Annotated in this window: 23 protein-coding genes; 21 read left to right on the forward strand and 2 right to left on the reverse strand. The window is 37.5% G+C overall.

What is annotated here, in order from left to right:
• Positions 1-3 precede the first annotated feature (3 nt).
• The 17 genes from PHY73_00860 to mnmE all read left to right on the forward strand — a co-directional run bounded on the left by PHY73_00860 (position 4) and on the right by mnmE (position 20,230).
• A complete protein-coding gene (locus tag PHY73_00860) occupies positions 4-420 on the forward strand; it encodes a secondary thiamine-phosphate synthase enzyme YjbQ (GenBank protein ID MDD3374258.1) in 417 nt (138 codons plus the stop codon).
• Positions 421-604: 184 nt separating this feature from the next.
• Positions 605-1,510, forward strand: coding sequence for a PfkB family carbohydrate kinase (locus PHY73_00865; GenBank protein MDD3374259.1), 906 nt, complete (start codon positions 605-607; stop codon positions 1,508-1,510).
• 4 nt (positions 1,511-1,514) lie between these two features.
• A complete protein-coding gene (locus PHY73_00870; GenBank protein MDD3374260.1) occupies positions 1,515-2,483 on the forward strand; it encodes a DHH family phosphoesterase in 969 nt (322 codons plus the stop codon).
• 9 nt (positions 2,484-2,492) lie between these two features.
• Complete coding sequence (locus PHY73_00875) at positions 2,493-2,765, forward strand: hypothetical protein (GenBank protein ID MDD3374261.1); 273 nt, start codon at positions 2,493-2,495, stop codon at positions 2,763-2,765.
• Complete coding sequence (era, locus tag PHY73_00880; GenBank protein ID MDD3374262.1) at positions 2,762-3,685, forward strand: GTPase Era; 924 nt, start codon at positions 2,762-2,764, stop codon at positions 3,683-3,685. Before PHY73_00875 ends, era begins: the two co-directional genes overlap by 4 nt.
• A gap of 67 nt (positions 3,686-3,752) precedes the next feature.
• Entirely contained in the window at positions 3,753-4,442 is a 690-nt protein-coding gene (locus tag PHY73_00885) for an NAD(P)H-hydrate epimerase (protein MDD3374263.1), read from the forward strand.
• On the forward strand, positions 4,423-5,091 hold the full coding sequence (locus PHY73_00890) for an endonuclease III (GenBank protein ID MDD3374264.1): 669 nt from the start codon (positions 4,423-4,425) through the stop codon (positions 5,089-5,091). The genes PHY73_00885 and PHY73_00890 overlap by 20 nt, the downstream gene beginning before the upstream one ends.
• A gap of 217 nt (positions 5,092-5,308) precedes the next feature.
• Positions 5,309-6,595: a CBS domain-containing protein gene (locus PHY73_00895; protein ID MDD3374265.1), complete on the forward strand. Its 1,287-nt coding sequence runs from the start codon at positions 5,309-5,311 to the stop codon at positions 6,593-6,595.
• Positions 6,595-7,863 carry an Nramp family divalent metal transporter gene (locus tag PHY73_00900; protein ID MDD3374266.1) on the forward strand — a complete coding sequence of 423 codons (1,269 nt, stop codon included), beginning with the start codon at positions 6,595-6,597 and terminating at the stop codon, positions 7,861-7,863. The genes PHY73_00895 and PHY73_00900 overlap by 1 nt, the downstream gene beginning before the upstream one ends.
• A 143-nt stretch (positions 7,864-8,006) precedes the next feature.
• Positions 8,007-8,132 (forward strand): hypothetical protein, encoded by a 126-nt coding sequence (locus tag PHY73_00905; protein MDD3374267.1) that lies wholly within the window; start codon positions 8,007-8,009, stop codon positions 8,130-8,132.
• A gap of 93 nt (positions 8,133-8,225) precedes the next feature.
• Entirely contained in the window at positions 8,226-9,233 is a 1,008-nt protein-coding gene (locus PHY73_00910) for an ATP-grasp domain-containing protein (GenBank protein ID MDD3374268.1), read from the forward strand.
• Positions 9,230-10,411 carry a KamA family radical SAM protein gene (locus PHY73_00915; GenBank protein ID MDD3374269.1) on the forward strand — a complete coding sequence of 394 codons (1,182 nt, stop codon included), beginning with the start codon at positions 9,230-9,232 and terminating at the stop codon, positions 10,409-10,411. Before PHY73_00910 ends, PHY73_00915 begins: the two co-directional genes overlap by 4 nt.
• Before the next feature lie 212 nt (positions 10,412-10,623).
• On the forward strand, positions 10,624-15,186 hold the full coding sequence (locus PHY73_00920) for a hypothetical protein (GenBank protein MDD3374270.1): 4,563 nt from the start codon (positions 10,624-10,626) through the stop codon (positions 15,184-15,186).
• Positions 15,187-15,446: 260 nt separating this feature from the next.
• A complete protein-coding gene (gene rpsU / locus PHY73_00925; GenBank protein ID MDD3374271.1) occupies positions 15,447-15,647 on the forward strand; it encodes a 30S ribosomal protein S21 in 201 nt (66 codons plus the stop codon).
• A gap of 69 nt (positions 15,648-15,716) precedes the next feature.
• A complete protein-coding gene (gene purH / locus PHY73_00930) occupies positions 15,717-17,273 on the forward strand; it encodes a bifunctional phosphoribosylaminoimidazolecarboxamide formyltransferase/IMP cyclohydrolase (protein MDD3374272.1) in 1,557 nt (518 codons plus the stop codon).
• Positions 17,274-17,279: 6 nt separating this feature from the next.
• Complete coding sequence (locus PHY73_00935; protein ID MDD3374273.1) at positions 17,280-18,740, forward strand: bifunctional folylpolyglutamate synthase/dihydrofolate synthase; 1,461 nt, start codon at positions 17,280-17,282, stop codon at positions 18,738-18,740.
• Positions 18,741-18,832: 92 nt separating this feature from the next.
• The gene (gene mnmE / locus PHY73_00940) at positions 18,833-20,230 is read left to right on the forward strand and encodes a tRNA uridine-5-carboxymethylaminomethyl(34) synthesis GTPase MnmE (protein ID MDD3374274.1); all 1,398 of its coding nucleotides are present in this window, start codon (positions 18,833-18,835) and stop codon (positions 20,228-20,230) included.
• A gap of 6 nt (positions 20,231-20,236) precedes the next feature.
• Here the strand turns inward: mnmE and PHY73_00945 are convergent, their stop codons facing one another.
• Entirely contained in the window at positions 20,237-20,992 is a 756-nt protein-coding gene (locus PHY73_00945; protein ID MDD3374275.1) for a hypothetical protein, read from the reverse strand.
• A gap of 84 nt (positions 20,993-21,076) precedes the next feature.
• Between PHY73_00945 and PHY73_00950 the strand changes: the two genes are divergently transcribed.
• Positions 21,077-21,454: a hypothetical protein gene (locus tag PHY73_00950; protein MDD3374276.1), complete on the forward strand. Its 378-nt coding sequence runs from the start codon at positions 21,077-21,079 to the stop codon at positions 21,452-21,454.
• Positions 21,455-21,459: 5 nt separating this feature from the next.
• Here the strand turns inward: PHY73_00950 and PHY73_00955 are convergent, their stop codons facing one another.
• Positions 21,460-21,699, reverse strand: coding sequence for a hypothetical protein (locus tag PHY73_00955; protein ID MDD3374277.1), 240 nt, complete (start codon positions 21,697-21,699; stop codon positions 21,460-21,462).
• Between the two features lie 204 nt (positions 21,700-21,903).
• Here PHY73_00955 and PHY73_00960 point away from each other — a divergent pair, with 204 nt between their 5' ends.
• From PHY73_00960 to PHY73_00970, 3 genes are all read left to right on the forward strand, one after another.
• The gene (locus PHY73_00960; GenBank protein MDD3374278.1) at positions 21,904-22,218 is read left to right on the forward strand and encodes a PilZ domain-containing protein; all 315 of its coding nucleotides are present in this window, start codon (positions 21,904-21,906) and stop codon (positions 22,216-22,218) included.
• 47 nt (positions 22,219-22,265) lie between these two features.
• Positions 22,266-22,595, forward strand: coding sequence for a PilZ domain-containing protein (locus tag PHY73_00965; GenBank protein ID MDD3374279.1), 330 nt, complete (start codon positions 22,266-22,268; stop codon positions 22,593-22,595).
• Positions 22,596-22,724: 129 nt separating this feature from the next.
• Positions 22,725-25,145: a hypothetical protein gene (locus tag PHY73_00970; protein ID MDD3374280.1), complete on the forward strand. Its 2,421-nt coding sequence runs from the start codon at positions 22,725-22,727 to the stop codon at positions 25,143-25,145.
• Positions 25,146-25,170 lie beyond the last annotated feature (25 nt).

The following is a 25,170-nucleotide window of genomic DNA, read 5'->3' on the forward strand; positions in this document are numbered from 1 at the left end:
TTTATGAAAAGTTACAAACAAGAGCTTTGGTTTTCAACGGAACAAAGGCGAGAATATATTAATATTACGGATGTTGTTCAAAAGGCAATTGATAAAAGCGGAATCAAAGAAGGGCTGTGTCTTGTCAATGCCATGCATATCACTTCTAGCGTTTTTATTAATGATGATGAGCGTGGCCTTATTCAGGATTTTGATGATTGGCTTGAAAAGCTTGCTCCGCACGAGCCGGTTTCAAGTTATCGGCACAATACAGGAGAAGATAACGCTGATGGTCATATGAAGCGTCAGATTATGGGGCGAGAAGTGGTTGTGGCTGTGACGCAAGGACGTCTTGATTTTGGCCCGTGGGAGCAGATTTTCTATGGGGAATTTGATGGGCGAAGGAAAAAGAGGGCGTTGATAAAAATTATTGGTGAATAATTTAATAAAACAACAATAACCAAGATACAAAAACCAAATAAATTCTAAATACTAAAATTTAACGACTTTTAAATACATAAATTTATGATTTTATTAATGTTTGAGATATTGGATATTTGAATATTGGATATTGTTTGATGTTTGTTTTTTTGGTTATTGGTTATTATTTAAGGAGTCAAAATCGATGAGTTTATTAGTTTCAGGAACAGTTGCGTTAGATAGCATTAAAACACCTTTTGGGCTTCGACCTCGTTTGTTGGGAGGTTCAGCGTCTCATTTTTGCATGAGCGCATCCTTGTTTACAGAAGTTTCTCTTTCGGGAGTGATTGGAAAAGATTTCCCAAAGAAATATTTGAAGCTATTTGAGTCAAAAAAGATTAATTTAGATTCTTTGGTTTATAAGGATGGAAAAACATTTCATTGGAATGGAGAATACAAAAAAGGAGATTTTAATAACGCAGTGACAAATGCAACTGAGCTCGGTGTCTTGGAAGGCTTTATTCCAAATATTGTTTCAGCGCATAGATTGATCCCAAATGTATTTTTAGCCAATGATGACCCTGAGATTCAAAGAAAAGTTTTAGAGTCGATGAAATGCCCAAGATTAGTTGGGCTGGATAGCATGAATTTGTGGATAGAACATAAAAAGAGTTCTTTGTTGAAACTTATTAAAAAAGTTGATCTATTTGTTGCCAACGATGCTGAAGCAAGAGCATTGTCTGGGGAAGACAATTTAATTAAAGCGGCTAAGGCGTTACGAAAATTGGGACCAAAGATGATTATTGTTAAAAAAGGGGAGCATGGTGTTTTGTTTTATAGTGATAATCTTATGTTTTCTTATTCTGCATATCCTATTGAGAAGGTGGTTGATCCGACGGGCGCAGGAGATACTTTTGCCGGTGGGTTGATGGGATATTTGAGTCGGGCCAAAACACTAAACCATCAATCGCTTAAACAAGCGCTTTGTTATGCAACGATATTGTCATCCTTTAATGTTGAAGGTTTTGGAGTCGCTCGGACATCAAAGTTGACAATGGCAGAAGTCAACGAAAGGAAGAAAAAGTTTATAGAATTCATTTCTTACAAGTAATGTTATGAATAAAAAAGAATTTCAGAAAAACTTAAAAGCAACAGTGAAATTGATTCGAAAGAGTCAGAGGATTATTTTGGCTTGCCATATGAATCCGGATGGAGATGCGATCGGGTCTATGATGGGATTAGGTCTTGGCTTGGCTAAGATAAGCAAAAAGGTTATTTTTCTTTGCCCAGATGCTATTCCTGCCCGATACGAAGCGCTTCCTGGCGTTAAGCAGGTAAGGAGCCAATGCAAGGATGTGGGAGATTTGGCGATTACTCTTGATTGCGCAAGTATTACGCAGCTGCCTCGCATTGATCGAATTCTTGAGAAATCAAGATATATCGTTGAGATTGACCATCATATTTACCGTAATCAATTTGGTGATATTCAGTTGATTTCAGAAAACGCTTCTTCGGTTGGAGAAATTGTACTTAAGCTTTTGAATTGTTTGAGAATTAAAATAGATAAAAGAATTGCAGAATGTCTTTTGACATCGGCGATCGTTGAAACATGTTCTTTTAGCGGAGAGAGCGTTAGCAGCGATACTTTTGAGACTTGTGCTAAATTGATTCAAACGGGTGTTGATTTTAATAAAATTTCACAACGCTATTATTGGAAAAAGAATTTACCGGCCATGCATTTAACGGGACTTGCTTATTTAAGGGTTAAGATAGTGAAAAACAGCAATGTAGTCTGGTCGATTATTTATAAGGAAGATTTTAAGAAATTTAATGGAAAGCAAGAAGACGTGGATCCTGTGGCTGACGATATTCTCGTGACGGGTGAAGCAAAGATTTCGTTATTTTTTAGAGAAATAGAAAATAACATGATGCGCGTTAGTCTTCGCTCTAAAGGAATAATTGATGTTGGGCGTCTGGCTACAACTTATGGCGGCGGTGGGCATCAAAATGTATCGAGTTGTCGGATTCATAACACAAAGCGAGCAATTGAGAAATTGATAAAAAAAGCGGCACAACTAACGTAGTAAGAAAATATGGACGAGACATTGATTCAAAAAGTAGGATTGATTGCTGCGATTGCTTTGCCTTTCTGGAACATTCCTTTAGTGATTCGAATTATTAAGAGGAAATCATCTAAGGATATTAGTCTTTTGTGGGTGATTGGGGTTTGGATTTGTTTGATTTTGATGGCCCCATCCGGATTTGCTTCCGAGGATATTGTTTGGAAAGTGTTTAATATTGTTAATTTGGTATTGTTTTCATTAGTTTTTGTTGTTGCACTTATTTATCATAAAGGGAGATCATGAGCGATTCTGTTGATAAAGATTTTAAAGCTGGGTTTGTTTCAATTGTCGGGAGGCCTAATGTTGGAAAATCAACATTGCTCAATGCGATTGTTGGACAAAAAGTTGCGATTGTCTCACGCGTTCCTCAGACAACGCGTAATCAAATTCGGGGTATTTATAATGAGGATAGAGGGCAAATTGTTTTTATTGATACGCCTGGGCTTATGCGAGGAAAAGATCAGCTTGACCAATTTATGAGACAGTCTTCATTTGGATCATTGGGAGATGTTGATTGCGTGATTCATCTTGTGGATGCCAACAAAGCTCTAGGGGAGGGCGAGCAAATGATTATGGAGCGTCTTGCTAAAATGAAAGAGCCTTTGATCTTAGGATTAAATAAAGTTGATTTGAAAGGTAAGAGAGTTCCGGAGTATATTGAGGCATATCAACAAAAGCTAGAGGAAAAGTTTGGTGATTCAAAGAAATTTATTATCCTTCCTCTTTCAGGTGAGACAGGATTTAATATCGATAAGTTGACAGATCTTATATTTGATTTTCTACCCGTTAGCCCGCCGCTTTATCCTCGAGATATGGTTTCGGATGTTCCGCAGAAAATTGCTATTTCAGATATTATTCGAGAAAAATTGCTTGCGCTTATGCGAGATGAGATTCCTTATTCGCTTGCGGTTGATATTGTGCAGATGGAGCGAAGAAAAAATAAACTTTTCTATATTGAGGCTGTTATCTTGGTCTCGGAATCAACGCATAAGGAAATTGTGATCGGTAAAAAAGGACAAAACTTAAAAACGGTTGGAACGCTTGCGCGAGAAGATCTTGAAAAGATTTTGGATAGACGTGTTTTTCTTGATTTAAATGTTAAGGTTCAAAAAAAGTGGAGAGACAATATTTCTGTTTTAACAGATTTGGGTTATGTTAATTAAAGGCATTATTTATGGAACGAAGAGAGATAAGTAGGGCCCCGAAATTATAGCCAAAGGGTATTTAGGAATGAAAGCTTTTGCCACAAAGCAAGTACAGCGTTTAGATAGAATTGCGATTGAAAAATTTGGTATTCCATCGATTGTTTTGATGGAAAATGCAGGACGTTTAACCGCATCTGAAATTATGCAGATGCTTAAAAATCCCAAAGATCATTTTGTTTGTGTTGTTTGTGGTGCGGGTAATAATGGCGGTGATGGATTTGTTGTTGCTCGACATTTGATTAGTTGTGGATATCGCGTAAAGGTATTTTTGATTGGGTCCGCTTACAAGCTTAAGAATGATGCAGCGGTTAATTATAAAATCTTAAAGAAATTAAAATGTTCGATTCAAAGTGTTCGTGGTTTGAATCGCGATATGTTAAAAGATTTTAAGAAAACAACGCTAATTGTGGATGCGATTTTTGGCGTTGGATTAAGCCGAGCGATAAGCAATCCTTTTAAGGACATTATAGAGGCGATTAACATATCAAAAAAACGTGTGATTGCTGTCGACGTTCCTTCTGGATTAGACGCAACGACAGGGCGCACTTGTGGTGCTTGTATCAAAGCATATCGAACTATTACTTTTGCTGTTTTGAAAAAAGGATTATTAGGATTTGATGGTTTGACGCATGCGGGAAAAATTAAGGTTGTTGATATCGGCATCCCAAAGCAAATTGAAAAAGAGATTTTAGGCAATGGTTCAGCTGTCAGATAAAAAACGTATTGATAAGATTGTTTGTTTGCTTCGCAAGGCTGTTAAGAATTTGAGTGAACCGTCTGTGACCCTTGTAGGCAAGAAATGGAATGACCCATTTTTAGTTCTTGTTTCTTGTATTTTAAGTTTACGAACAAAAGACGAGACAACGCTTTTAGCATCTCAAAGGTTGTTCGAATTAGCCATGAATCCTAAGGCGATGTTGACGCTGTCGGTTTTGCAGATTGAAAAGGCCATTTATCCGGTTGGATTTTATAAAACAAAGGCACGCAACATTAAGGGGATGTGTAAGGATATTCTAGAGAAGTTTGGCGGCAGGGTGCCGGATGAAATTGAGGACTTGCTTACCCTCAAAGGAGTCGGAAGAAAAACTGCTAATCTGGTTTTAACGGAAGGGTATGGTAAGCTCGGTATCTGTGTTGATACCCATGTTCACCGAATATCAAATCGACTAGGATATATAAAAACAAAGAATCCAGAGCAGACAGAAATGGCTTTAAGAAAAAAATTGCCAAAAAAGTTTTGGATAGAGTATAATGCGCTGCTTGTCACGTGGGGACAAAATGTGTGTCGGCCAATATCGCCAAGATGTACTGAATGCGCGATTTCAGAATTGTGCTCAAAGAAAAGCGTGACAACGAAAAGATAAATCAACTTATAAGTTTTAAGTTGTAAGTTTTAAGTTTAAAGAAGGCATTTAGGGAATTGTCAGCATTGACAAGGAAAAAGGTCTAGCGGATAATTATTCTTTTTGCGTTTTATTCACAGCGCACCTTTTAGTAAAAACTTGTTTTATTTAGAACCTAACACTTAACACTTAATACTTATAACTTATAACTTAACGCTTACATCTTACAACTTTTATTATGGACCTTTTTATTTTTTTCTCAGAAATTTTAGGCAGGAAAGTTATTGACCAAAACAATGACTGCATAGGGACTTTGTGTGATATTGGGATGAATGTCGGAAAAGAGGTTTATCCTAAGTCTAGCTATCTTGTTGTTAAAAGAGGTTTTTTTGGCAAACGCTTTGCCCAAGTTCCTTGGGAAAAGGTGTATGATCTAAGCAAGGCGTTTAGGGTTTCTGTTGTAAAAAGTGAGATTCAATATCAGAAGCAACGACCTCAATATGAGCTTACGCTTTGCCGGGATGTTTTAGATCAGCAGGTTGTTGATACGGATGATCAAAAAGTTGTGCGTGTCAATGATGTGAGTTTTTTAAAAGTTGATAATTTTCTTTATATGGCGCATATGGATGTTGGGTTGCGCGGACTTGCTCGACGGTTGGGTTGGGCAAAAATGATCGATAATTTCTTAAAATCATTCTTTCCTAACGTTTTATATTTAACAAAAGAAGATTTTATTCCTTGGAAAAATACACAAATTCTAACGCTTGGGCGCACGAAGAATGTTTTGCGTCTTAATATTGCACGAGAAAAATTATCTCAAATTCCTCCAGCTGAATTAGCCGAGATTATGGAGGATTTGGATATTTTTGAGAAATATTCCTTATTTAAATCATTTGAGCCTCTTGTTCAGCAGCGAGTGTTTTCTGATCTGTCCACTTCTGAACAAGAAGAAATTATTGATCAAATGAGTGATGAGGAGGCAGGAAAACTTCTTGAGAGTATTCCGTCTGATGATGCGGTTGATCTTTTGCTGAGTTTGCCAAAAGAGAAGACTTCTGTTTTGATGCGCTTGATGGGAACAAAGAAATCTAAGAAATTGCGTGAACTTCTAGATTTTGAAAGAGATTCGGCGGGCGGCTTGATGACCACAGAATATTTATTTTTGCCGCAAAATGCATTAGTTAAAGACGCGATGAAAAAAATTCAAGACAATGTGCAATCATCGGCAAATATTTATTATATTTATATTGTTGATGAAAAACATCATTTGCTAGGGTTCACATCATTGCGTAATTTTATTAATAAAGATTCGTGGATACCAATATTAGATACGTGTTATCCAAAAAACGTTTTTGTACGCACAGATGATGGCATGGAAGAAATTGCTCTTCTTTTAGAAAAATATAAGTTTTCCGTGATTCCTGTTTTAGATGAAAACGATGTTTTAAAAGGTGTTATTACCATCGACGATGTTTTAGAAGAGCTAATTTCTATTGCATGGGGTAAATATAAGGAAAAATTATAATGAAGATTATTGAGCGGATAAAAAACACAAAAATGGTCAGGAACTTTTTTATATTCTTGGCGATTATGGGGCCAGGAATTATAACGGCAAATGTCGATAATGATGCGGGTGGTATTGCGACTTATTCTTTGGCAGGAGCTCATTTTGGCTATACGCTTTTGTGGTCGCTTATTCCGATTATGATTGCTTTGATTATTATTCAGGAAATGTGTGCGCGCATGGCTGTTGCGACAGGCAAGGGCTTGGCTGATCTTATTCGCGAAAATTTTGGCGTTAAGATTACGTTTCATTTGATGTGGATCTTGCTCGTGGTTAATCTTTTAAACGTTATGGCAGAATTTGCTGGTGTTGCTGCAAGTCTTGAAATTTTTCATGTGAACAAACTTATTTCTGTTCCCTTGGCGGCATTATTTGTTTGGATGCTCGTGGTTAAAGGGACATATAAGTCAGTGGAAAAAATATTTTTGACAGCTTGTTTGTTTTATGTGACATATGTTTTTTCTGGATTCATCGCAAAGCCAGAATGGACCGAAGTTCTTAAGCAAACCATAGCTCCTGAGTTTACATTTGATTTTAAATATTCTGTCATGTTAGTCGGTATTATTGGAACAACGATTGCTCCTTGGATGCAGTTTTATTTGCAATCATCAATTGTTGATAAAGGGGTCAGTGTTGAAGAATACAAGCATGTGCGCATGGATGTTGTTGGAGGAAGCATCATCGCTCCAGTGGTTGCTTTTTTTATTGTGGTAGCGTGTGCAGCGACGTTGTTTAAAGCCGGGATTACGATCGAAAGCGCTAAAGATGCGGCAATGGCTCTTGAGCCGTTGGCAGGACAAAATGCAAAATGGTTGTTTGCTTTTGGTCTTTTTAATGCGTCTATTTTTGCAGCGTCTGTTTTGCCGTTATCAACGGCGTATTGTATTTGTGAAGGAATGGGATGGGACACTGGCGTTGATAAGCGTTTTGAAGAAGCGCCTCAATTCTTCGGTCTTTATACAGCTTTGATTATTATTGGTGCTGGCGTTGTTTTGATTCCTAATTTTCCTTTGCTTAAAATTATGTATTTTTCTCAGGTTGGAAACGGCATCTTGCTTCCATTTATTCTGATTTTCATGTTGCTTTTAATTAATGATAAGAAATTGATGGGAGACTTTATTAATAATCGATTCCTAAATATTATCACGTGGATAACGGTTGTATTGATTATTGTGCTAACAGTATTGATGGTTGTTTTTTCTTTGTTGAATCCTGGTCAGTTGATATAAAAGAGTATAAGTTTTTCAAAAATGAGCATCTTTTCGATATTGGATTCTTGTTTTTTACATGAATGTATTGACAACGGTTCCTCAGTATGTTAAAAAAAATATAAAGAAAGTTAACGTAGGTTCTTAAAATTATGATTTTATTCATGAACAAGTACGAAAATTTAGGTATTTCCTTTTCAAGGATTTTTGTCTTCTTAACAAGGCGGGCAAGTCCTGCTGCTCGAGGTTTGTGGATGGGAACAACGGCTTTAGCGAGTGGGCTTCATTGACATACTATGTCCATCAAATAAGATTTTCAAACGAAAGGATTTCATAAAAGAATTATAACTTAAACTTATAATTCTTTTTTTTTGATCATGACAATGATAATTGGTTTGACATATGATGCAAAAGAAGATTGTCCTGTACGCCAAGGTCAGCCTATTGATTTTAATGCTGAACTAGATCCGCCGGATACGATCAATGGTATTATCGCGGCGCTAGAGTCTGGTGGGCACAAAGTTAAGAAAATAGGAAATTTTAGAAATCTTCTTTCACAGATTGATTGTCTTTGTGTTGACATTGTTTTTAATATTTCTGAAGGGTTGGTTGGAAGAAACAGAGAATCGCAGATTCCAATGTTGCTTGAGCTGTATGATATTCCATATATTGGATCAGATGCGCTAACGCTTGGAATAACGTTGGACAAGATGGTTTCCAAAAAATGCTTTGTTGCTGATAATATTCCAACAGCGCGATCATTGATCGCAAGGTCAGTTGAGGACCTAAAAGATCTTGGAGGCCTTCAGTTTCCTTTGATGGTTAAACCGTGCTATGAAGGAACATCCAAAGGGATTACATCATTATCGCGAGTTGAGAATTCAGAATCACTAGAGACCCAGGTAAGGTTTGTTACCAACCAATATCATCAGCCAGCGATCGTTGAGGAGTTCATCAAAGGAAGAGAGTGCACGGTTGTTGTTTTAGGAAATGATGAGCCTATCCCTATGCCTATTGTGCAATATCAGATTGATGACCAGCTTGATGGAGATGCTTTTTATACTTCTGAGCATGTGCGCAAAGAAAGTGTTAATTATATTTGTCCTGCACAAATAAGCCCAGAGTTGACTTCTCGGCTGCAAGAGCTAGCTGTTAAAGTTTATAAAAGTGTTGGATGCCGCGATTTTGGCCGAGTTGATTTTCGGATTGACGAGAACGACAATCCGTATGTTCTTGAGATTAATCCGTTGCCGTGTTTAGCACGAAAAGATACTTTTTCGTTTGTTGCCAAAGAGATAGGCAAATCGTTTGAAGAAATGATTCTTTGGGTTTTGGACGAAGGACTAAAAAGATTAAAAATGGATAAACAAACAATAGGAACTTGCGCATGAACCCAATTAATGAAACAACTCAACAGGCTCAAGAAAAAGCGATTGCGCTAAGAGTTAGTTTATCTTCTAAAGAGAATCGTTTTATTAATTTCTTTGAGAATGCTACTCCGATTGATTGGGAAGATTGGACTTGGCAAATTAGTCATCGTATTAGGACTAAAGAAACTTTGTCTGAGATGCTTGATTTAACTTCTGAAGAAATTCAAGGCATCGAAGGGTGTGGGCAAAAACTAACTATGGCAATTCCTCCTTATTTTGCTTCGTTAATCGATCCGAACGATTCTAATTGTCCAATTCGAAGGCAATGTATTCCTGTCAAAGATGAGTTGATAAAATCTGCCAATGAGCTAGAAGACCCATGCGCAGAAGATAATCATTCTCCTGTGCCAGGGCTTGTACATCGATATCCGGATCGAGTTTTGTTTTTAGTTAGCGAAATGTGTGCGATGTATTGCCGTCATTGTACGCGTTCGCGCATGGTTGGAGAAGGAAGGCGCAAGAGAAAAACGTCTCATTATGAAGATGCATATAATTATATTCGATCAAATAAAAAAATTCGTGATGTTTTAATTTCTGGCGGAGATCCATTGATGCTAAGCGATGAAACGCTCGAAGACATTATCAAGAACATTAAAGCTATTGCGCATGTGGAGCTTGTCCGCATTGGAACAAGGGTGCCTGTTACGATGCCGCAGCGGATCACTGGCAACTTAGTGGCTATGCTAAAGAAATATAGTCCTCTTTGGATGAGTATTCATTTTAATCATCCTAAAGAAATTACTAAACGTGTGCGTTTTGCTTGTGAGCTTTTATCTGACAATGGTATTCCTTTGGGGAGTCAGACTGTGCTTTTAAAAGGAATTAATGACAAGCCGTATATTATGAAAAAATTAATGCACGAGCTTCTCAAAATTCGCGTTCGTCCATATTATATTTATCAATGTGATCCGATTGTCGGGTCTAGCCATTTTCGCACACCAATTTCAACAGGAATTGGCATTATTGATAAATTGCGGGGGCATACTACCGGGTACGCAGTTCCCAAGTATGTTATTGACGCGCCCGGCGGCGGTGGCAAAATTCCTATCGAACCGAATGCCATTATTTCTCAAGATCAGAATACATATGTTTTGCGGAATTTTGCCGGAGAACAATATACTCATCACGATCCACAATAAAGCATTGTTCTAGAATTAAATTCAATTTTTTAAAATAATTTATTTTTATGCCAAATCACAAGAATACATAAGTTATTATTTCTCAATGACTTGTATTATATATCATGGCCGTAATGAAAGCGCTTGCTTTAGAGGCCTTGGTTTCATTGAAAGATGGTGAAGATATGCTATCTTTTATAAGGTTTTAGGAGAACCATTAAAAGGAGAGTGAAATGAGAAACTTGTCTAAGAAATCAAATACTTTTCGCTATGTCACAATTTTTACTTTGGTGTCTTTCTTTTTTCTTTCTGTCATTCCATCTCAAGCTTTAGCGCAAGGGGTGCTGGGTCTGCCCCAGCCGGGCGCAATGGTTAATTTAAGCCCTTCGTTTCATCCGGCTCTCCTAAGAGGTATTCAAATCCAGCCCAATGATCCTTTGCGCTTTGATTTTATTGTGGATACCGGGGAAACAGGCCTTGAAGGCAAAGCCTTTGAAGTCGAAGCCACCAAGCTCATCAAGTATTTTCTCGCTTCCCTCACCATTCCTGAAGAACAGTTTTGGGTCAACCTGTCTCCTTATGAGAAAGAGCGTATCATTGCCGATTCCTTAGGGGAGACCGAGATGGGCCGTGACCTTTTAGCTCAAGATTATGTTTTAAAGCAATTAACTGCCACCCTTGTGGATCCCAATAGTGATTTAGGCAAGAAGTTCTGGGAGCGTGTTTATAAAAAGGCCTATGAGATGTATGGCACAACCCAGATGCCAGCCAATACCTTTAATAAGATATGGATTATTCCAGATGAGGCTGTTGTTTACGAAGAAGGCAACATCGCATTTGTTGGAGAAAGACATTTAAAGGTGATGCTCGAAGAAGATTATCTTTCCCTTCAAAGCAATGCCAAGCGAGAAGACTTAGGCGTTAGCAAGCTCCAAGACGAAGAAATGAAGAAACTCGCCGCGGTTTCTTCTGGCGTTGTCCGTGATGTCCTTGTTCCTGAAATAGAGAAAGAAGTCAACGGCGGTAAGCTCTTTGCTAATTTGCGACAGATCTTTGATGCCTTGATCTTGGCCACATGGTATAAGAAAACCCTTAAAGATAGTCTTTTAGGCCAGGTCTATGTGGATAAAAACAAGACGAAGGGTGTCGATGTTGATGATAAAACGATTAAAGATCAGATTTATCAGCAATACCTTGAGTCCTTTAAGAAGGGTGTCTTTAACATGATCAAGGTTGAAAAGGATGCTGTCTCTGGTAAGAATATCCCGCGCAAGTACTTTTCAGGTGGTATCACCACGGGTTCATCTGTTCTGAGTATCAAAAAATTGGTTGTCAAGAAAATAAGGTTTTTAGGAAAAGAAGTTAGAAATCTTTTTATGTCATTTGATGAAAAGGGCAGAATGTTCAAAGTCGGCGCAGGTGTTGGGACGAGTCAAGGTTTTCCTCCTAGAGCGCCTACCTTAGGAGAACGACAGGAAGAGAGGTACGAAAATCTTTTGGCTTCTTTGCCGAATGCAACGGGAGAAAATGCTCGTACAATTTTCTTGCAGTTAGCCGGAAGGGTTGTGGAAAATCCCGGAGAATGGTGGCACCGTGTCGCTTTGTATATGAGCAATGAATTATTTCCTTCGGCGGTTGACGCATTGATAATGGAAGCTGACTCTCTTTTAAAAATTAAAAAGGAGTTATCAAGTGTACAAGATTATTCTAGAAAGAATATGCCGTATGTCAATAATCTTACACAGCAAGAAAGAAAATCAGGCAGAGCTATCAATCAATTGCTTATGATTCTGCTGAGATCCATCGACATAAAGACAGTAAGCCTTGTAAGCGATTCTGATCTCGATAAATTAGATCAGTTAAAGAGAAATGCTCCGGGGGAAGGTATTCTTCAAGGTGGAGAGCAGGAATATCTTAGTGGCCTTATCTTTCGTGCGAGAAACATGAATGCTCAGGCAGAGCTTCTTAAATTAAAGGGGCTGGCCGGGACATATAATCGGATCGGAGATTCTCGCCAAGCAGACCCTCAAAAAAGTGCTCCAACATTGAAGGAATTACAAACTCGATTATTGCCTTATTTAGAGGGAATTAACTTAAATTTAGCTGAAGCCCTAGAGTCTTGGGGCGACAGAGATGGGTTTGTATTGATCGAGCTCATGCTCCGCGAGGAAGAAGGAGCTAGAGTTTTCAATCAAGCAGTTGGCAAACAGCCAGCGGAAGAAATTTCTACAATGACAGGTGAAGGGCTGATACGTTTTCTTTATGATCAAGGCTTGAGCGAACATACAAGCAGTGAAGTTCGCAAGGCCGGCTCGGCGATTATCGAGCGAGTAAAAGATATTTTAGAGGAAAACTATCCAACTCTTATGAGCAAAGGTCTTTATTTTAAAGAAGTAGCAACCAACAAGGGGAATGCCCTTTTATTATCATCTTATCATGAAGAAGGATCGTTAATGATATATCAAGATATGTCCAATGAAGTTGATGGCCAGCAAAATGTTGTAATTCAACAAATAGTAAAGCTGCTTGAACTACCAGATGAAGAAGAAATAGGAGGGGTAAGTGGCGTAAAGAGGTATTTTATTAACTCAAGATATAATATACTTTTTGAAAGAAATGTTAACAGAACTACTGATGAAGACATTAAGAATGTTATTGATCTTTTTATTAAGGACAAAGGGAGAGTCGCTTCGTCAGGGGTGAGCGTTACAACTAATAGGGTTTTAAGAGTTTTGAATACTTATGCCTTGCAAAAGAGAGGCATTGAGCGAAAAATTATAAATCTTCTTTCTGGCCCTAAGGCAGTATTTATATTCAGGTCAGGCCAAAGCTCAAAAGAGGGAGGCTTATTCTTTTATGAAGGGAAAAATGGGATTTCTTATATTAAAAGAGGAAGAGCTTATGTTGTTATTCCGGATTTTGTTTCAGATCCCTTAAGCATAATTGCTTCAAGAAAAACTGTAAAGATGAATGTGAGTGATTTAACAGAAGAAAAGATTCGAGAGGTTATTGATGAATTTCTTGCAGAAGATTCACAAAAAGAACAAGAATTTAAGAAATTAAAAGATGAGTTATCTCAAAAAGATAAAGAAAAAATGGATTCTTTAATACGGGGCCTTTTGGTATTTACAGAGCACTGTAAGGAAATTGAAGAAGATTCCGGTCCGCTGCTGGTAAGAACTGCCTTAAGCAAAGAGATTGACAGGATCGATGGCGATCTTTTTACTTTGCATGAAGGATATCAAGGATTTCCGCAGGCTCAACAAAAGATTGATTCCGCTAGAAATATTTTTAAAGAATTTCAAACTGATTTAATCGGGTCTCTCACGCTTTCCAATCCAAAAGATACTGCGTTTGATAGGACCATGCGATCTAAATCGTATGTTTATAATCGAGCTATTTCTAACCTTAGATCTTTGACTGGATCATCATCGCTTACTTTTAATCAAGCAAAGCAATGGGTTTTAAAAATTTTGAAAGAGGATGCCAATAGTCGAAATCCTGTCTTTTTAGAGGGCGAGATTGAGCGAGTTAGTAAAGTTGAAACCATACTAGGTTTACAAGTTGTTAGCCTTAGATTGCTTCGAGATCTTGACAAAATGAACGCTGAAGATGTGCAAAATCCTCTAGGGCTTATCAACGCAAAAGAAGCCTTAGTTGATTTTCGTTATGCAGTCCGAGAAGCACGAAATCAAAAACGGGGGAGTGTGGGCTCTAAACAAGATTATTTTAATAAGAAATATTCTGTCATGACTCGAACTGAAGCACGCGATGAAATCTTAGCTATCATGAACACAATTAAAGAGCGAGATCCTAATAATGCGCTTGCCTGGAGAGAAAATAGAATGGAACAACAAGTAGGAGATTTTCTCACCTTCCATAGTTTATATAATTTTGCCTCTGAATTTTTAGATGACGCTGAGTCTGATTTAAAAGAAAATCCTCCAGAGACTCTTGAAGATGAACATTTAATTTATGAGGTTATTGTTCGCCTAAACAATCTTCTTTATAGTATTGAAGATCAGGCAAGGCAAGAGCTTGGAGACGAGCTAGTGGAGGAAGATGGGTTACAGGGCTTAACTTTTGCTAATGGACGAATAGCAGATAGCGCTGATAAGGCCTCATCAGGCGATATTGATTTAAATGCAGATGGCACCGGCCAAGGTACCGCCGGCTCGGCGATCACGCTGGATCAGGCAAAAAAGATGGTCATGGGAGAAATAGCAAGGCTTAAGCAGCCAGGCAATGAAGGAGAGCGAACGATCTTTCCTGATAAAATACGAAATCAATCGGTCGTGATTAATAAGAATGGCATAGCCATGCTTGCCTTTGGTGGGTTGATAGGCCAGGATCAGGCGCCGAGTACCCAGTATGATTTCTTAGAAATTGCGTCTGATTTGTTGGTGGAACTTTCAGAGAATCTTGAAAATCCAGATAAAATTATAGAGACGTTGGTAAGCGGAAAGGAGATCAAGATTAAGGATTTTGTGGGCAATGCCAAAGAGATCGATATTCAAAGCCTAACTTCAAGACAGCAAGATGTTTTTAGGACTGTTATAGCGGCCAGAGCCGAAAAGCAGACGGTTGGTGGTATTGATTTAGGTCAGGCAAGTTCGGTATTGCAAATCAAGCGTGATGGAAACGGAATGGTGTTACCGCTTAATCAGCAGTCGTTGGAATTTCAGAATATTCAAGGATTTACACCGTTTATTATTAATGTGACAACGTTTAATCCCGCAGCCTTATTAAGTCAGATTGAGTCTGGAGGTAGCGAGGTTGCATCGTTGGATACGTAAACCCCATTAGAGAATAAAGATCTCTAATAGGGCAAGATGAAAAATTTAAAGGTTGGTGATTAAATGGGGCAGTTTCGCCTTTTGGCGAGACTGCCCTTATTGTTTTATCCATCCTTTTTTGGCATTTTTTAGCCGTTTTTTCCCCTTTACATTTTATTAAATTATAATATAATGATGGCTTGAGAATTCCGGGAAATAGATCCCGAGCCTTCCAGGCTTCGAGATGAACCATTAGGAGAGGAGGTCTTGATGTTGTCCCAATGGTTCATAATCAAAAAAGAAAAAGAGGTGATTTACCAATGGCGGAAGTCAAAGTAACTGACAGTTTCGAAAAAGCCATGAGAGTTTTTAAAAAGCAATGCCAACGCGAAGGTTTTTTGATGCAGATCAAAGAAAAGCGTTATTACTCTAAGCCTTCAGAAATTAAAAGACGTAAAAAAGCAAAAAGTAAAAGAGCATAAGGTTTTTTAGAGAGACCTGGCACAATTAAGCGTTTAAATCCAATCACTAAATCTGAATTATATTAAGATATGTTGAAAGTAAAGCGTGCACTGATAAGTGTTTCTGACAAGACTGGTCTTGTTGAATTCGCTAAAGGTCTGTCTGCCCTTGGTATTGAAATCATATCAACCGGCGGGACAGCCAAGCTTTTAAAGAATTCTGGCATTGCCGTCAAAGAGGTTTCGGATTACACTGGTTTTCCAGAAATGCTTGATGGGCGCGTGAAGACGCTGCATCCCAAAATTCACGGAGGGCTTTTAGCTGTTCGTAGCGACCCTTCCCACATGCAACAAATTCAAGAGCATGATATTGGATTGATTGATTTGGTTGTTATCAATCTATATCCTTTTGAAAAAGTAATTGCAAAAAAGAACGTTAGCCTAGAAGAGGCGATTGAGAATATAGATATCGGCGGGCCTTCTATGCTGAGGTCTGGGGCAAAGAACTTTAAAAGCGTTGGCGTTGTTTGTAACCCAAAGCGTTATCAGGAAATTTTAAAAGAATTGGATGCTAATAGCGGTATTTTGCCAGATCGTTTTTTGATCAATCTGGCTGTTGAAGCTTTTGGCACGACAGCGCGCTATGATCGCATTATTTATGATTTTCTGAGTTGCCGCTTTAAGAGTAGTGATTTGTCACCTCTTCCACAAGAGCTAGTTTTTCGATTTTCTAAAGCTCAAGATCTTCGCTACGGAGAAAATCCTCATCAATCGGCTGCTTTCTATCATCAATCTGACGACTTAACTGGTTTAGCAAAGATGCAACAGTTAAGCGGAAAAGAACTTTCGTACAACAACATTCTTGATTTAAACAATGCTATTGATGTGGTCAAAGATTTTAGTTCTCCTGCGGCAACGATCATCAAACACAATAATCCAACAGGTGTGGCAGAGGACAAAGATTTAGCTAAAGCTTATTTGATGGCACACAAGTGCGATCCTCTTTCGGCTTTTGGTGGCATTGTGGGATTAAACCGAAAAGTGGACGCAAAGACAGCAGAATTAATTTTTAAAAGTGGTTTTATGGAATGTGTGGTGGCGCCTGGATATGCAGTGGCTGCTTTGAAGATTTTAAAGAAAAAAAAGAATTTAAGAATTATTGAGCTTGATTTTAAAGATGTTCAGAAGAAAGATTTTGATTTTAAGAAAGTCAAAGGGGGCCTTTTGGTTCAAGATCAGGACGCTCTTAAAGTTGGTTTGAAGGATTTAAAAGTTGTCACAAAACGTAAGCCTACAACAGCACAGTTAGAGTCTTTGCTTTTTGGATGGAATGTTGTCAAGAATATCAAGTCCAACGCAATTGTTTTGGTTAAAGGTAAAAAAACAGTTGGCATCGGATGTGGCCAGACGAGTCGGGTGGGAAGTGTTGCCATTGCTATTGAAAAAGCAGGCAAGAATGCTAAAGGCTCACTTTTGGTTTCGGATGCATTTATTCCAAAAATAGACAATATCCAGATTGCTGCAAAGGCAGGTATCAAAGCCATTATTCAAACCGGCGGTTCTATCGCCGATCAAGACGTCATTAAAGAGGCCGATTACAAGAATATTGTGATGGTCATGACTGGCGTTAGACATTTTAAGCATTAACTTCCTATGGTTTTTAAAAAAACCACCGATTATCTCGATTCCCTTATTAATTATGAACAAAAAGGTCTTCCCTACAAAAGCCGTACGTTTAAACTTTCCCGTGTTAAGAAACTTCTCAAAACTTTAAATCATCCTGAAAAGAATTTTTCTGTTATCCATATTGCCGGCACTAAAGGCAAGGGGTCGACAGCTGCTTTTGCTGCTTATATTTTAAGAGAAGCCGGATTAAAAGTCGGGCTTTATACCTCTCCTCATCTTTTTAGCCGAAGAGAACGTATCCGTATTTTAAAACCAAATGTTTCAAAGAGTAAGCTTTGCAGTGATTTAGAAGGATGTATTTCTGAAAAAAGTTTGAATATAGCGATCTCTGATATTTTGGAGAAGGCAAAAGAAGAAAGCATTATCGCAAAAAAACGTATTAGTTTCTTTGAATTCTTCACCATCTTAGCTTTTTATTATTTTGCACAACAAAAAATAGATGTTGCTGTTGTTGAGGTAGGATTAGGCGGACGATTAGATGCAACCAATGTTTTAGATTCGGATATTTGCGGGATAACGCCAATTGGCCTTGAGCACACTGAACAACTTGGAAATTCTATTTTAGAAATCGCACAAGAAAAAGCTGCTATTATTAAGAATCAAACAAAGATGGTTGTTGTTTCTCCTCAGAAAAAACAAGCCTTGGATGCGATCAAAAAACAAGCCCAGAAAACAAACACTCCTATTTTGGTAGCAGGAAAAGATTTTACTTATAAGCTGTTGGAAGTTGATATTAAAAAACAAACGTTTTGCTTGTCTATGAAAAAGAAGAAGGATATTGTTTTGTGCACGCAGCTTTTAGGGTCGCATCAAATTGTTAATGCGTCTGTTGCGGCAGTCATGGTACAATATTTTTTATCAGAAAGCTTTAAGAATATAGCGGGTGATCTGTCGAAGAATATTTCGTGCTTAAATAGCCGACTAAAGTTGCAAACTCGCGCGGAACATTTATCGATAATTCACTCAACGACTGAAAATTTAGAGAAATATATTGTTGATGGCATAAAAAATACATGTTGGCCTGCGCGTTTCGAAATTCTTTCGAAAAGACCATTTGTTGTCGTTGATAGCGCGCATACAAAAGATTCCGCGCAAAAACTTGTTGAAGCTGTTAGGAGTATTTTTCCTAAACAAAAAGTTATTTTAGTTTTAGGAGCTTCAAGAGATAAAGATGTTAGAGGTATTTGCTCAGAGCTAAAAAGTATTGCTAAAGAAATAATCTTAACAAAATCAAAACACCCAAGAGCATTTTTGTTTTCTCAAGATTTTTCTAAAAAACTTTTTAGTGATAAAGAAATTGTAATTGAGCCGAATGCAAAAACGGCATTGGCTCAAGCGCTAAGCAGGGCTAGAAAAAGAGATGTTGTTTTAGTTGCAGGCTCTGTTTTTCTTGCTGCCGAGATAAGAAGGCAATTGATTAAAGGGTAATGCATACTGATTCTTTGTAATTTGTTTTATAGTTTTAAAGAATTTTATCAAATCAGTATATTCTTAAGGAAATTTTTAATAGTAGAGGAAAAATGTATCAAGAAAGTTTAAACGACACAATTTCAGCAATCTCAACGCCTCAAGGACAAGGGGGAATTGGAATTGTGCGCCTAAGTGGCAAAGAAGCTTTAAAAATTGCGGATAAAATCTTTGTTGCCAAAAATAACAAAAAACCATCCAGTTTCTCTACCTATAGTGTTCATTACGGAAAAGTTATTGATGCTAATGATGATGCACAAGTTATTGACGAGGCATTGATTATTGTGATGAAGGCTCCAAAAAGTTATACGGCTGAAGATGTTGTTGAGATTAGTTGTCATGGTGGGATTGCATCTTTAAAGAAGATTTTGAGTCTGACTCTTGAAAGTGGTGCGCGTTTAGCTCAGCCCGGAGAATTTACAAAAAGAGCTTTTTTAAATGGCCGCATGGATTTAACACAAGCTGAAGCGGTTTTGGATGTTATTCAGGCAAAAACAGAGGCATTCTTAAGAACGAGCGTTAATCAACTTAAGGGGGATTTGACGTTTGAGCTTGAATCAATTCGAGAACTTTTAATGAATGTGTATATCGAAATTGAGGCGATTGTTAATTTTCCAGAAGATGATATTGATACTTTGAGTCGTCAGGGATTGATGGATCGCATTGATTCTGTTATCAAAAGAGTTGATGTGCTGTTACTTTCGAGTGAGCAGGGACGTATTATGAAAGAGGGGGTAAAGGTTGTTATCTGTGGAAAACCTAATGTTGGAAAATCTTCTTTGCTTAATGTCTTATTGCGCACGCCGCGCGCAATTGTAAGTGATGTTAAAGGGACGACACGCGACACGATTGAAGAATTTGCTCAAATTAAAGGAATCCCTTTGCAGCTTGTGGATACGGCAGGGATTTTACATCCGCGTAATTCAATTGAAAGAGAAGCTGTCCGTCGGAGTCATCTTAATATTGATCAGGCAGAGCTTGTTCTTTTTATGGTTGATATTTCTGAGCGCATTTCTAAAGAAGACCAACAGATTATCGATAAAATAAAAGGAAAGAATGTTATTGTTGTTTTAAACAAGAGTGACAAAAAGATGCGTGCGGATGTTGAAACGATCAAGAAACAATTAGAAAGCAGTTTGCAGGTTAAGATTTCTGCTGTAAACAAGCAAGGCATTGATGTCTTAGAAGAAAGCCTTGTTAGAAATATTCTGCATGGAACAGAGTTTCAAGATTCTAGAATTATGATTAGCAATGTTCGCCAGATTGAATCTCTCAAGAAATGCTTATTTTCTATTCAAAATGCCAAACAACATTTTTTTGACCAGTTATCTTTAGAATTTGTATCTGAGGAAATCAAGTTGGCTATTGATTTTTTGGATGAAATAACAGGAAAGAATATCTCCCAAGATCTTTTAGATAAGATCTTCTCTTCATTTTGTATCGGAAAATAATTTGGGTTACTTTTCAAAAAGGTCTTCGGAGTTTTCTTTAAGGATTGTTGAGTATAGTCCCATGATGTTTTGGGTAAAATCTTTGTCTTGAAGAAGTTTTTGAATTTTTGGATCATTGACAAGAGCAGTGATGTCGCGATTTTCGATTTTTTCCTTTAAAGCGGCATCGTTAACGATTTCTTGCAGCGATTCGTTTTGAGAGATATTTTGAAATTCTTTGCTTGCTCGAAAAACTTTTATTTGTTTTTCGCTGATGTTGATAGGAAGATTGTCTATCAGTGAGGTAGAATCATTTTGTGTTCTTTGTTTGATAAATTTTTGAAATAGTGGAATACGATTTGCGATATTCATATATGTAAAAGATTGAAAGATGTTTGTTTTTATTTCTTGAGCTAAGGGAGTGTTAAGCGGAAGAATTAAGATTGAGAAAATGACTATCAGTGCAATCCAGAGTCCCCAGCTTAGTCCAAGAATGCTGCCAAGCACTCGACTTAGAGCGGCGGGTGTTTTTGAGTGGCTAATTTTTTTATTCCAGATTTTTAAAAGAATGGACAATGCCACAGCAAGGCCAATGGATCCAAATATTAAAATAGCAATGCTTTGCAAGATGTTTTGAGTTGCGCTAAAATGATAGAGGGAAAATGCAGCTCCCAAAAACATGGCAATAAATTTAAGAGAAACGCGCACAATGCCTTTTCGCCAGCCTGAGGCAAAAAAGAAGAGGACAAAAATAAAGATAATAATATCGACTGAATTAATCATAGAGTTTTTAGTAATATGTGCTTACTATATCGTAAATTAAAGGTTAACGCAATAATCATGGTTTAAATTTTATAAGGAGAAAATATGCAAGCGGAACAGCTTCACGTTATTGATGCAAATATTTTTAAAGGCAAAAGAAAGATTGTTTTTTTTGTGTGCGTTATCGTTTTGCTGGCGGGATTATTTTTTACGCGAGGAAAGCTATATGTAATTTATTTGTCCTTAAAAGCTTCATCTGCAACTAATGCGGGAAACTTTGAAAAAGCTGAGGCTCTTTATCAGGAAATCATTACCTTAGATCCAAAGGCGGCAGAACCTTATTGGCAGTTAGGTGTTGTTTATATAAGTACAAATAATGAGCTTGGGGTTTCAAGGCAAATTGTAAAATTAAAGCAAATGGGACGTTCTGATTTAGCCGTTTCATTAAGGAAACTATTTCAAGCCAAAGAAGTGAGATATTAGGTCTTTTATTTAGGTGCAGTTGCCAACATAAAAGCAAAATAAGCCATAACGCAGAAAGAGAGAGCAGCAAAAATCAGGCCTATAGAGGTAAAAATTTTGCTGATAAGTTTTTTTTGTTTTTTATTTTTTTGATGTAGCTCGATGTCTTTTTGCCTTTGAGCTTGGTAGTCTTTGAAGTCCACCTGTTCAACATCGGGGAGCAAAGCTTTTTTCTTTTGTTCTTGATTTTCGGTATTTTCAGTCATTGGTATCCTGTTGTGTATAAAGGGGTTATTTCTTTTTGATGGGATTCAATATATCATAGGGAAAAAAGAGAATCAATCTTTTTATTATTTTGATTATTTCATTTCAATCTCTTGATTATCGCTCATAGATATGTTATATTTATCTTAGCCACGAAGCCACGAGAGTAATAAATTCATAATTCTTAATAATGGGATGATAAAAATATGAATAAAAGACTAAATGCTCGCTATGAGTGTCGTGTTCCTTTGTTGGATGAAAAGAGAGAAGTTCTCTCTAGTAGCCAGACTACTGATATTAGCAAGTCTGGTGTTGGTTTCGTTTCTGCTTGTTTTATCCCCGCGAATACTAATATGATGGTTGAACTTTCGCTGACAAGAGACGGCTCGCCTGTCTTGGTTCAGGGAAGAGTAAAATGGGTTGAAAGAATGAAAAATTCTTCGAATTTTCGTGTTGGCATGGTTTTTCCAGACATATCACCGCAAGCGGAGTCCCGTATAGAGAATTGTTTTAAAGATTAGAAGTTTATCACATCGCGTATTAAAGCCACGGAGAAAGAGAGTTTGAGGTGACCAAGGGTTATCAGGATCAACGTCTTTTTGATCGTGTCAATATTCGATTTCCGGTTAGGCTTTCAAGAGAAAATTCTCATGACTGTTGCAATACGGTTGTTCGAGATGTTTCGGCACAAGGAGTTAGGATCTATTCACCTGAAAAACTCTCTATTTTTGATAGACTTTCTTTATCTGTTGATATCCCTGGTTCGTCCGAACCTTTAGGGGTTGATGGGCACGTTGTTTGGGCTTCTGGTGAATCAACAAATTCTTGGCAAGCTGGAGTTAAGTTTGATTACCCGAACTTAATGAAAACAGGAATAATTCTGCACGCCTTCCAGTAGGATCTAAAGCAATACACAATTAATGCAAATAAAAACTTGACCCGCTGATATTTTCCGTGTTAAACTCGTTTTTCTAAAATTGTCATTAAATAATAACACTATTATAGAATTTATAAAATAGGGGAACTTATGAAATACGGTCATTTTTCTAAAGATAATCTCGAATATATTGTTACCGCGCCAGAAACACCATATCCTTGGATTAATTATTTAACCAACGAAACATATTGTTCGATTATTTCACAATGTGCAGGTGGATATAGCTTTTATCGTGATTGCCGCACGAATCGTGTTACGCGTTGGCATCCAGAAGATTATCATCTTGATCGACCTGGAAAATATATTTTTGTTCGTGAAGATAAAAAAGCCTACTCGCTCACATATCAGCCTTTGCGTGCAAAACCATCTTATTATGCTTGTCATCATGGATTAGGCTATACTTCTATCGATGCTGTCAATAGAGGATTAAAATCAAATGTCACTTATTTTGTTCCTGAAAAAGATCATTGTGAGGTCTGGATTGCAACGTTAACAAATCAGACAAAAAAGACAAAGAACTTGGAAGTGTTTCCTTATGTTGAGTTTTTAATTGGTGATTATCACGAAGAGCTGCGTTATCGCAATATTATGAATCTTTATAATCGCGTTTGGTTTGATAAAAAGGAAAAAGCGATTTTTGCAAAAAAAACAGCACAGTGGCAAGGAATGAATATTCAGCCGTTTTCAAGCCAAATCTTTTTTGCTTCATCTTTAAATGTGGTAAGTGTTTGCACGCAAAAAGAAGCTTTTCTCGGTCGTTACAATAATGAAGAAAAACCAGATGCTGTTTTAAAAGAAAATGGATTTAAAGATTTTCCTGTTTGCTCTGGAGAGGATGGCATCGGATCGTTTAAGCATGTGATAAGCTTGAAACCAGGTGAGACAAAAGAATTTACGATTGTTTTAGGTCAGACAGAAAAGATGTCGGATATTAAGAGAATTTTAAAGAATTATAAAAAAGTTTCTTACGCTAAAGCACAATTAAAGAAAACTAAGAAAATATGGCAAGACAGAATCATAGATAATATTGAGATTAAAACACCAGACAAAGATTTTGATACAATGGCCAACGTTTGGTTGAAATATCAAACATATATTTGTAATTTATGGTCAAGATCGCCAAGTTTTTTTCATGAAGGCTCTGGAGGCCGAGGGTATCGTGATTCTTGTCAAGATTCCGAAGCGATTGTTTCGATTAATTCAGAATTGGCTAAAAATAAGATTTTTAAGATTGCTTCTTTAATCCGACGAGACGGCACGTCTGCTCCTGGCTGGTCTGAAACAGACGGGCCACATAAATTTTTGCCTAATAAAGATCATCAGATTTGGCTGACAACAACTGTTTGCGCATATGTTAAAGAAACAGGAGACAAAGCGATTCTTTCGACTAAATTGCCATATCTTAAGGATCGATGGATCAAGGGATGGAAAATTGATACTAGTTGGAAAGGTGGGGCAAAGCAAGATGGTGAAGGAACATTGCTTGAGCATTTAGAGGCAAATTTGACATTTTGTTTTAATGATGTTGGTGTTAAAGGATTCCCAAAGATTGGTCATGCTGATTGGAATGATGCGATTGATGCTGCTGGTATCAAGCATAAAGGCGAGAGCGTTTGGTTGGCACAGGCTTTGGTTCGATCGCTTAGAATATTGGCGGAACTTTGTGATTTTATTGGTGATCAGAATAAGAAAAATAAATACTTAAAGATGGCTGATGTTATGGATGCGCGCGTTAATGAAAAAGGATGGGATGGTCAGTGGTATGTGCGCGGATTTGATGACAATGGCCAAGTTTATGGAACGAAAAAAGATAAAGAAGGAAAGATTTTTTTGAATGCGCAATCTTGGGCGGTTTTGTCGGGTATTGCTAAAAAAGATCGTCTTAAAAAAGTTTTAGATTCTGTCGACAAACATTTAAATGGGCCGCATGGATTGGCTTTATTTGCGCCTGCTTATTCGTTTTGGGTCAAGCGGTTGGGACGCATTAGCATGTTTTCAGAAGGGACAAAAGAAAATGCTGCTGTTTTTTGTCATGCGGCAACATTTATGGCTGTGGCGTATGCAATGAGTGGTTGTGGTGACAAGGCTTATGAAGCGATTAAAAAGATTATGCCAAATAAACAAGAAGATATGGAGCTGTACCGAACAGAGCCATATGTTTTTGCTGAATATTTAGTAGGTCCTCAAAATCCTTATCGATACGGGGAAGGTGCTTTTACTTGGATTACTGGAACAGCTGGATGGAATTTTATGGCTGCCACCGAATGGATCCTTGGTGTCCGACGAGATTTTAATGGACTTCGTATTGATCCGAGCATCCCTTGTTCATGGAAAAAGTGTTTTGTTCGTCGTCCTTTTAGGGGTAGTATTTATGAAATCGAAATTCAAAACCTGAACGGCAAGCAAAGCGGAGTAAAACAAATTACTGTTGATGGAAAAGAAATAGAAGGAAATATTCTTCCTGTTTTCGCCGACAAAAAGACACATAAAGTTATTGTCACGCTCGGCTAAGAAAATTGTTAAAAATAAATAATTT

The sequence above is a fragment of the Candidatus Omnitrophota bacterium genome (genome assembly GCA_028693815.1).
Taxonomy (GTDB): Bacteria; Omnitrophota; Gorgyraeia; order Zapsychrales; family Aceulaceae; genus Aceula.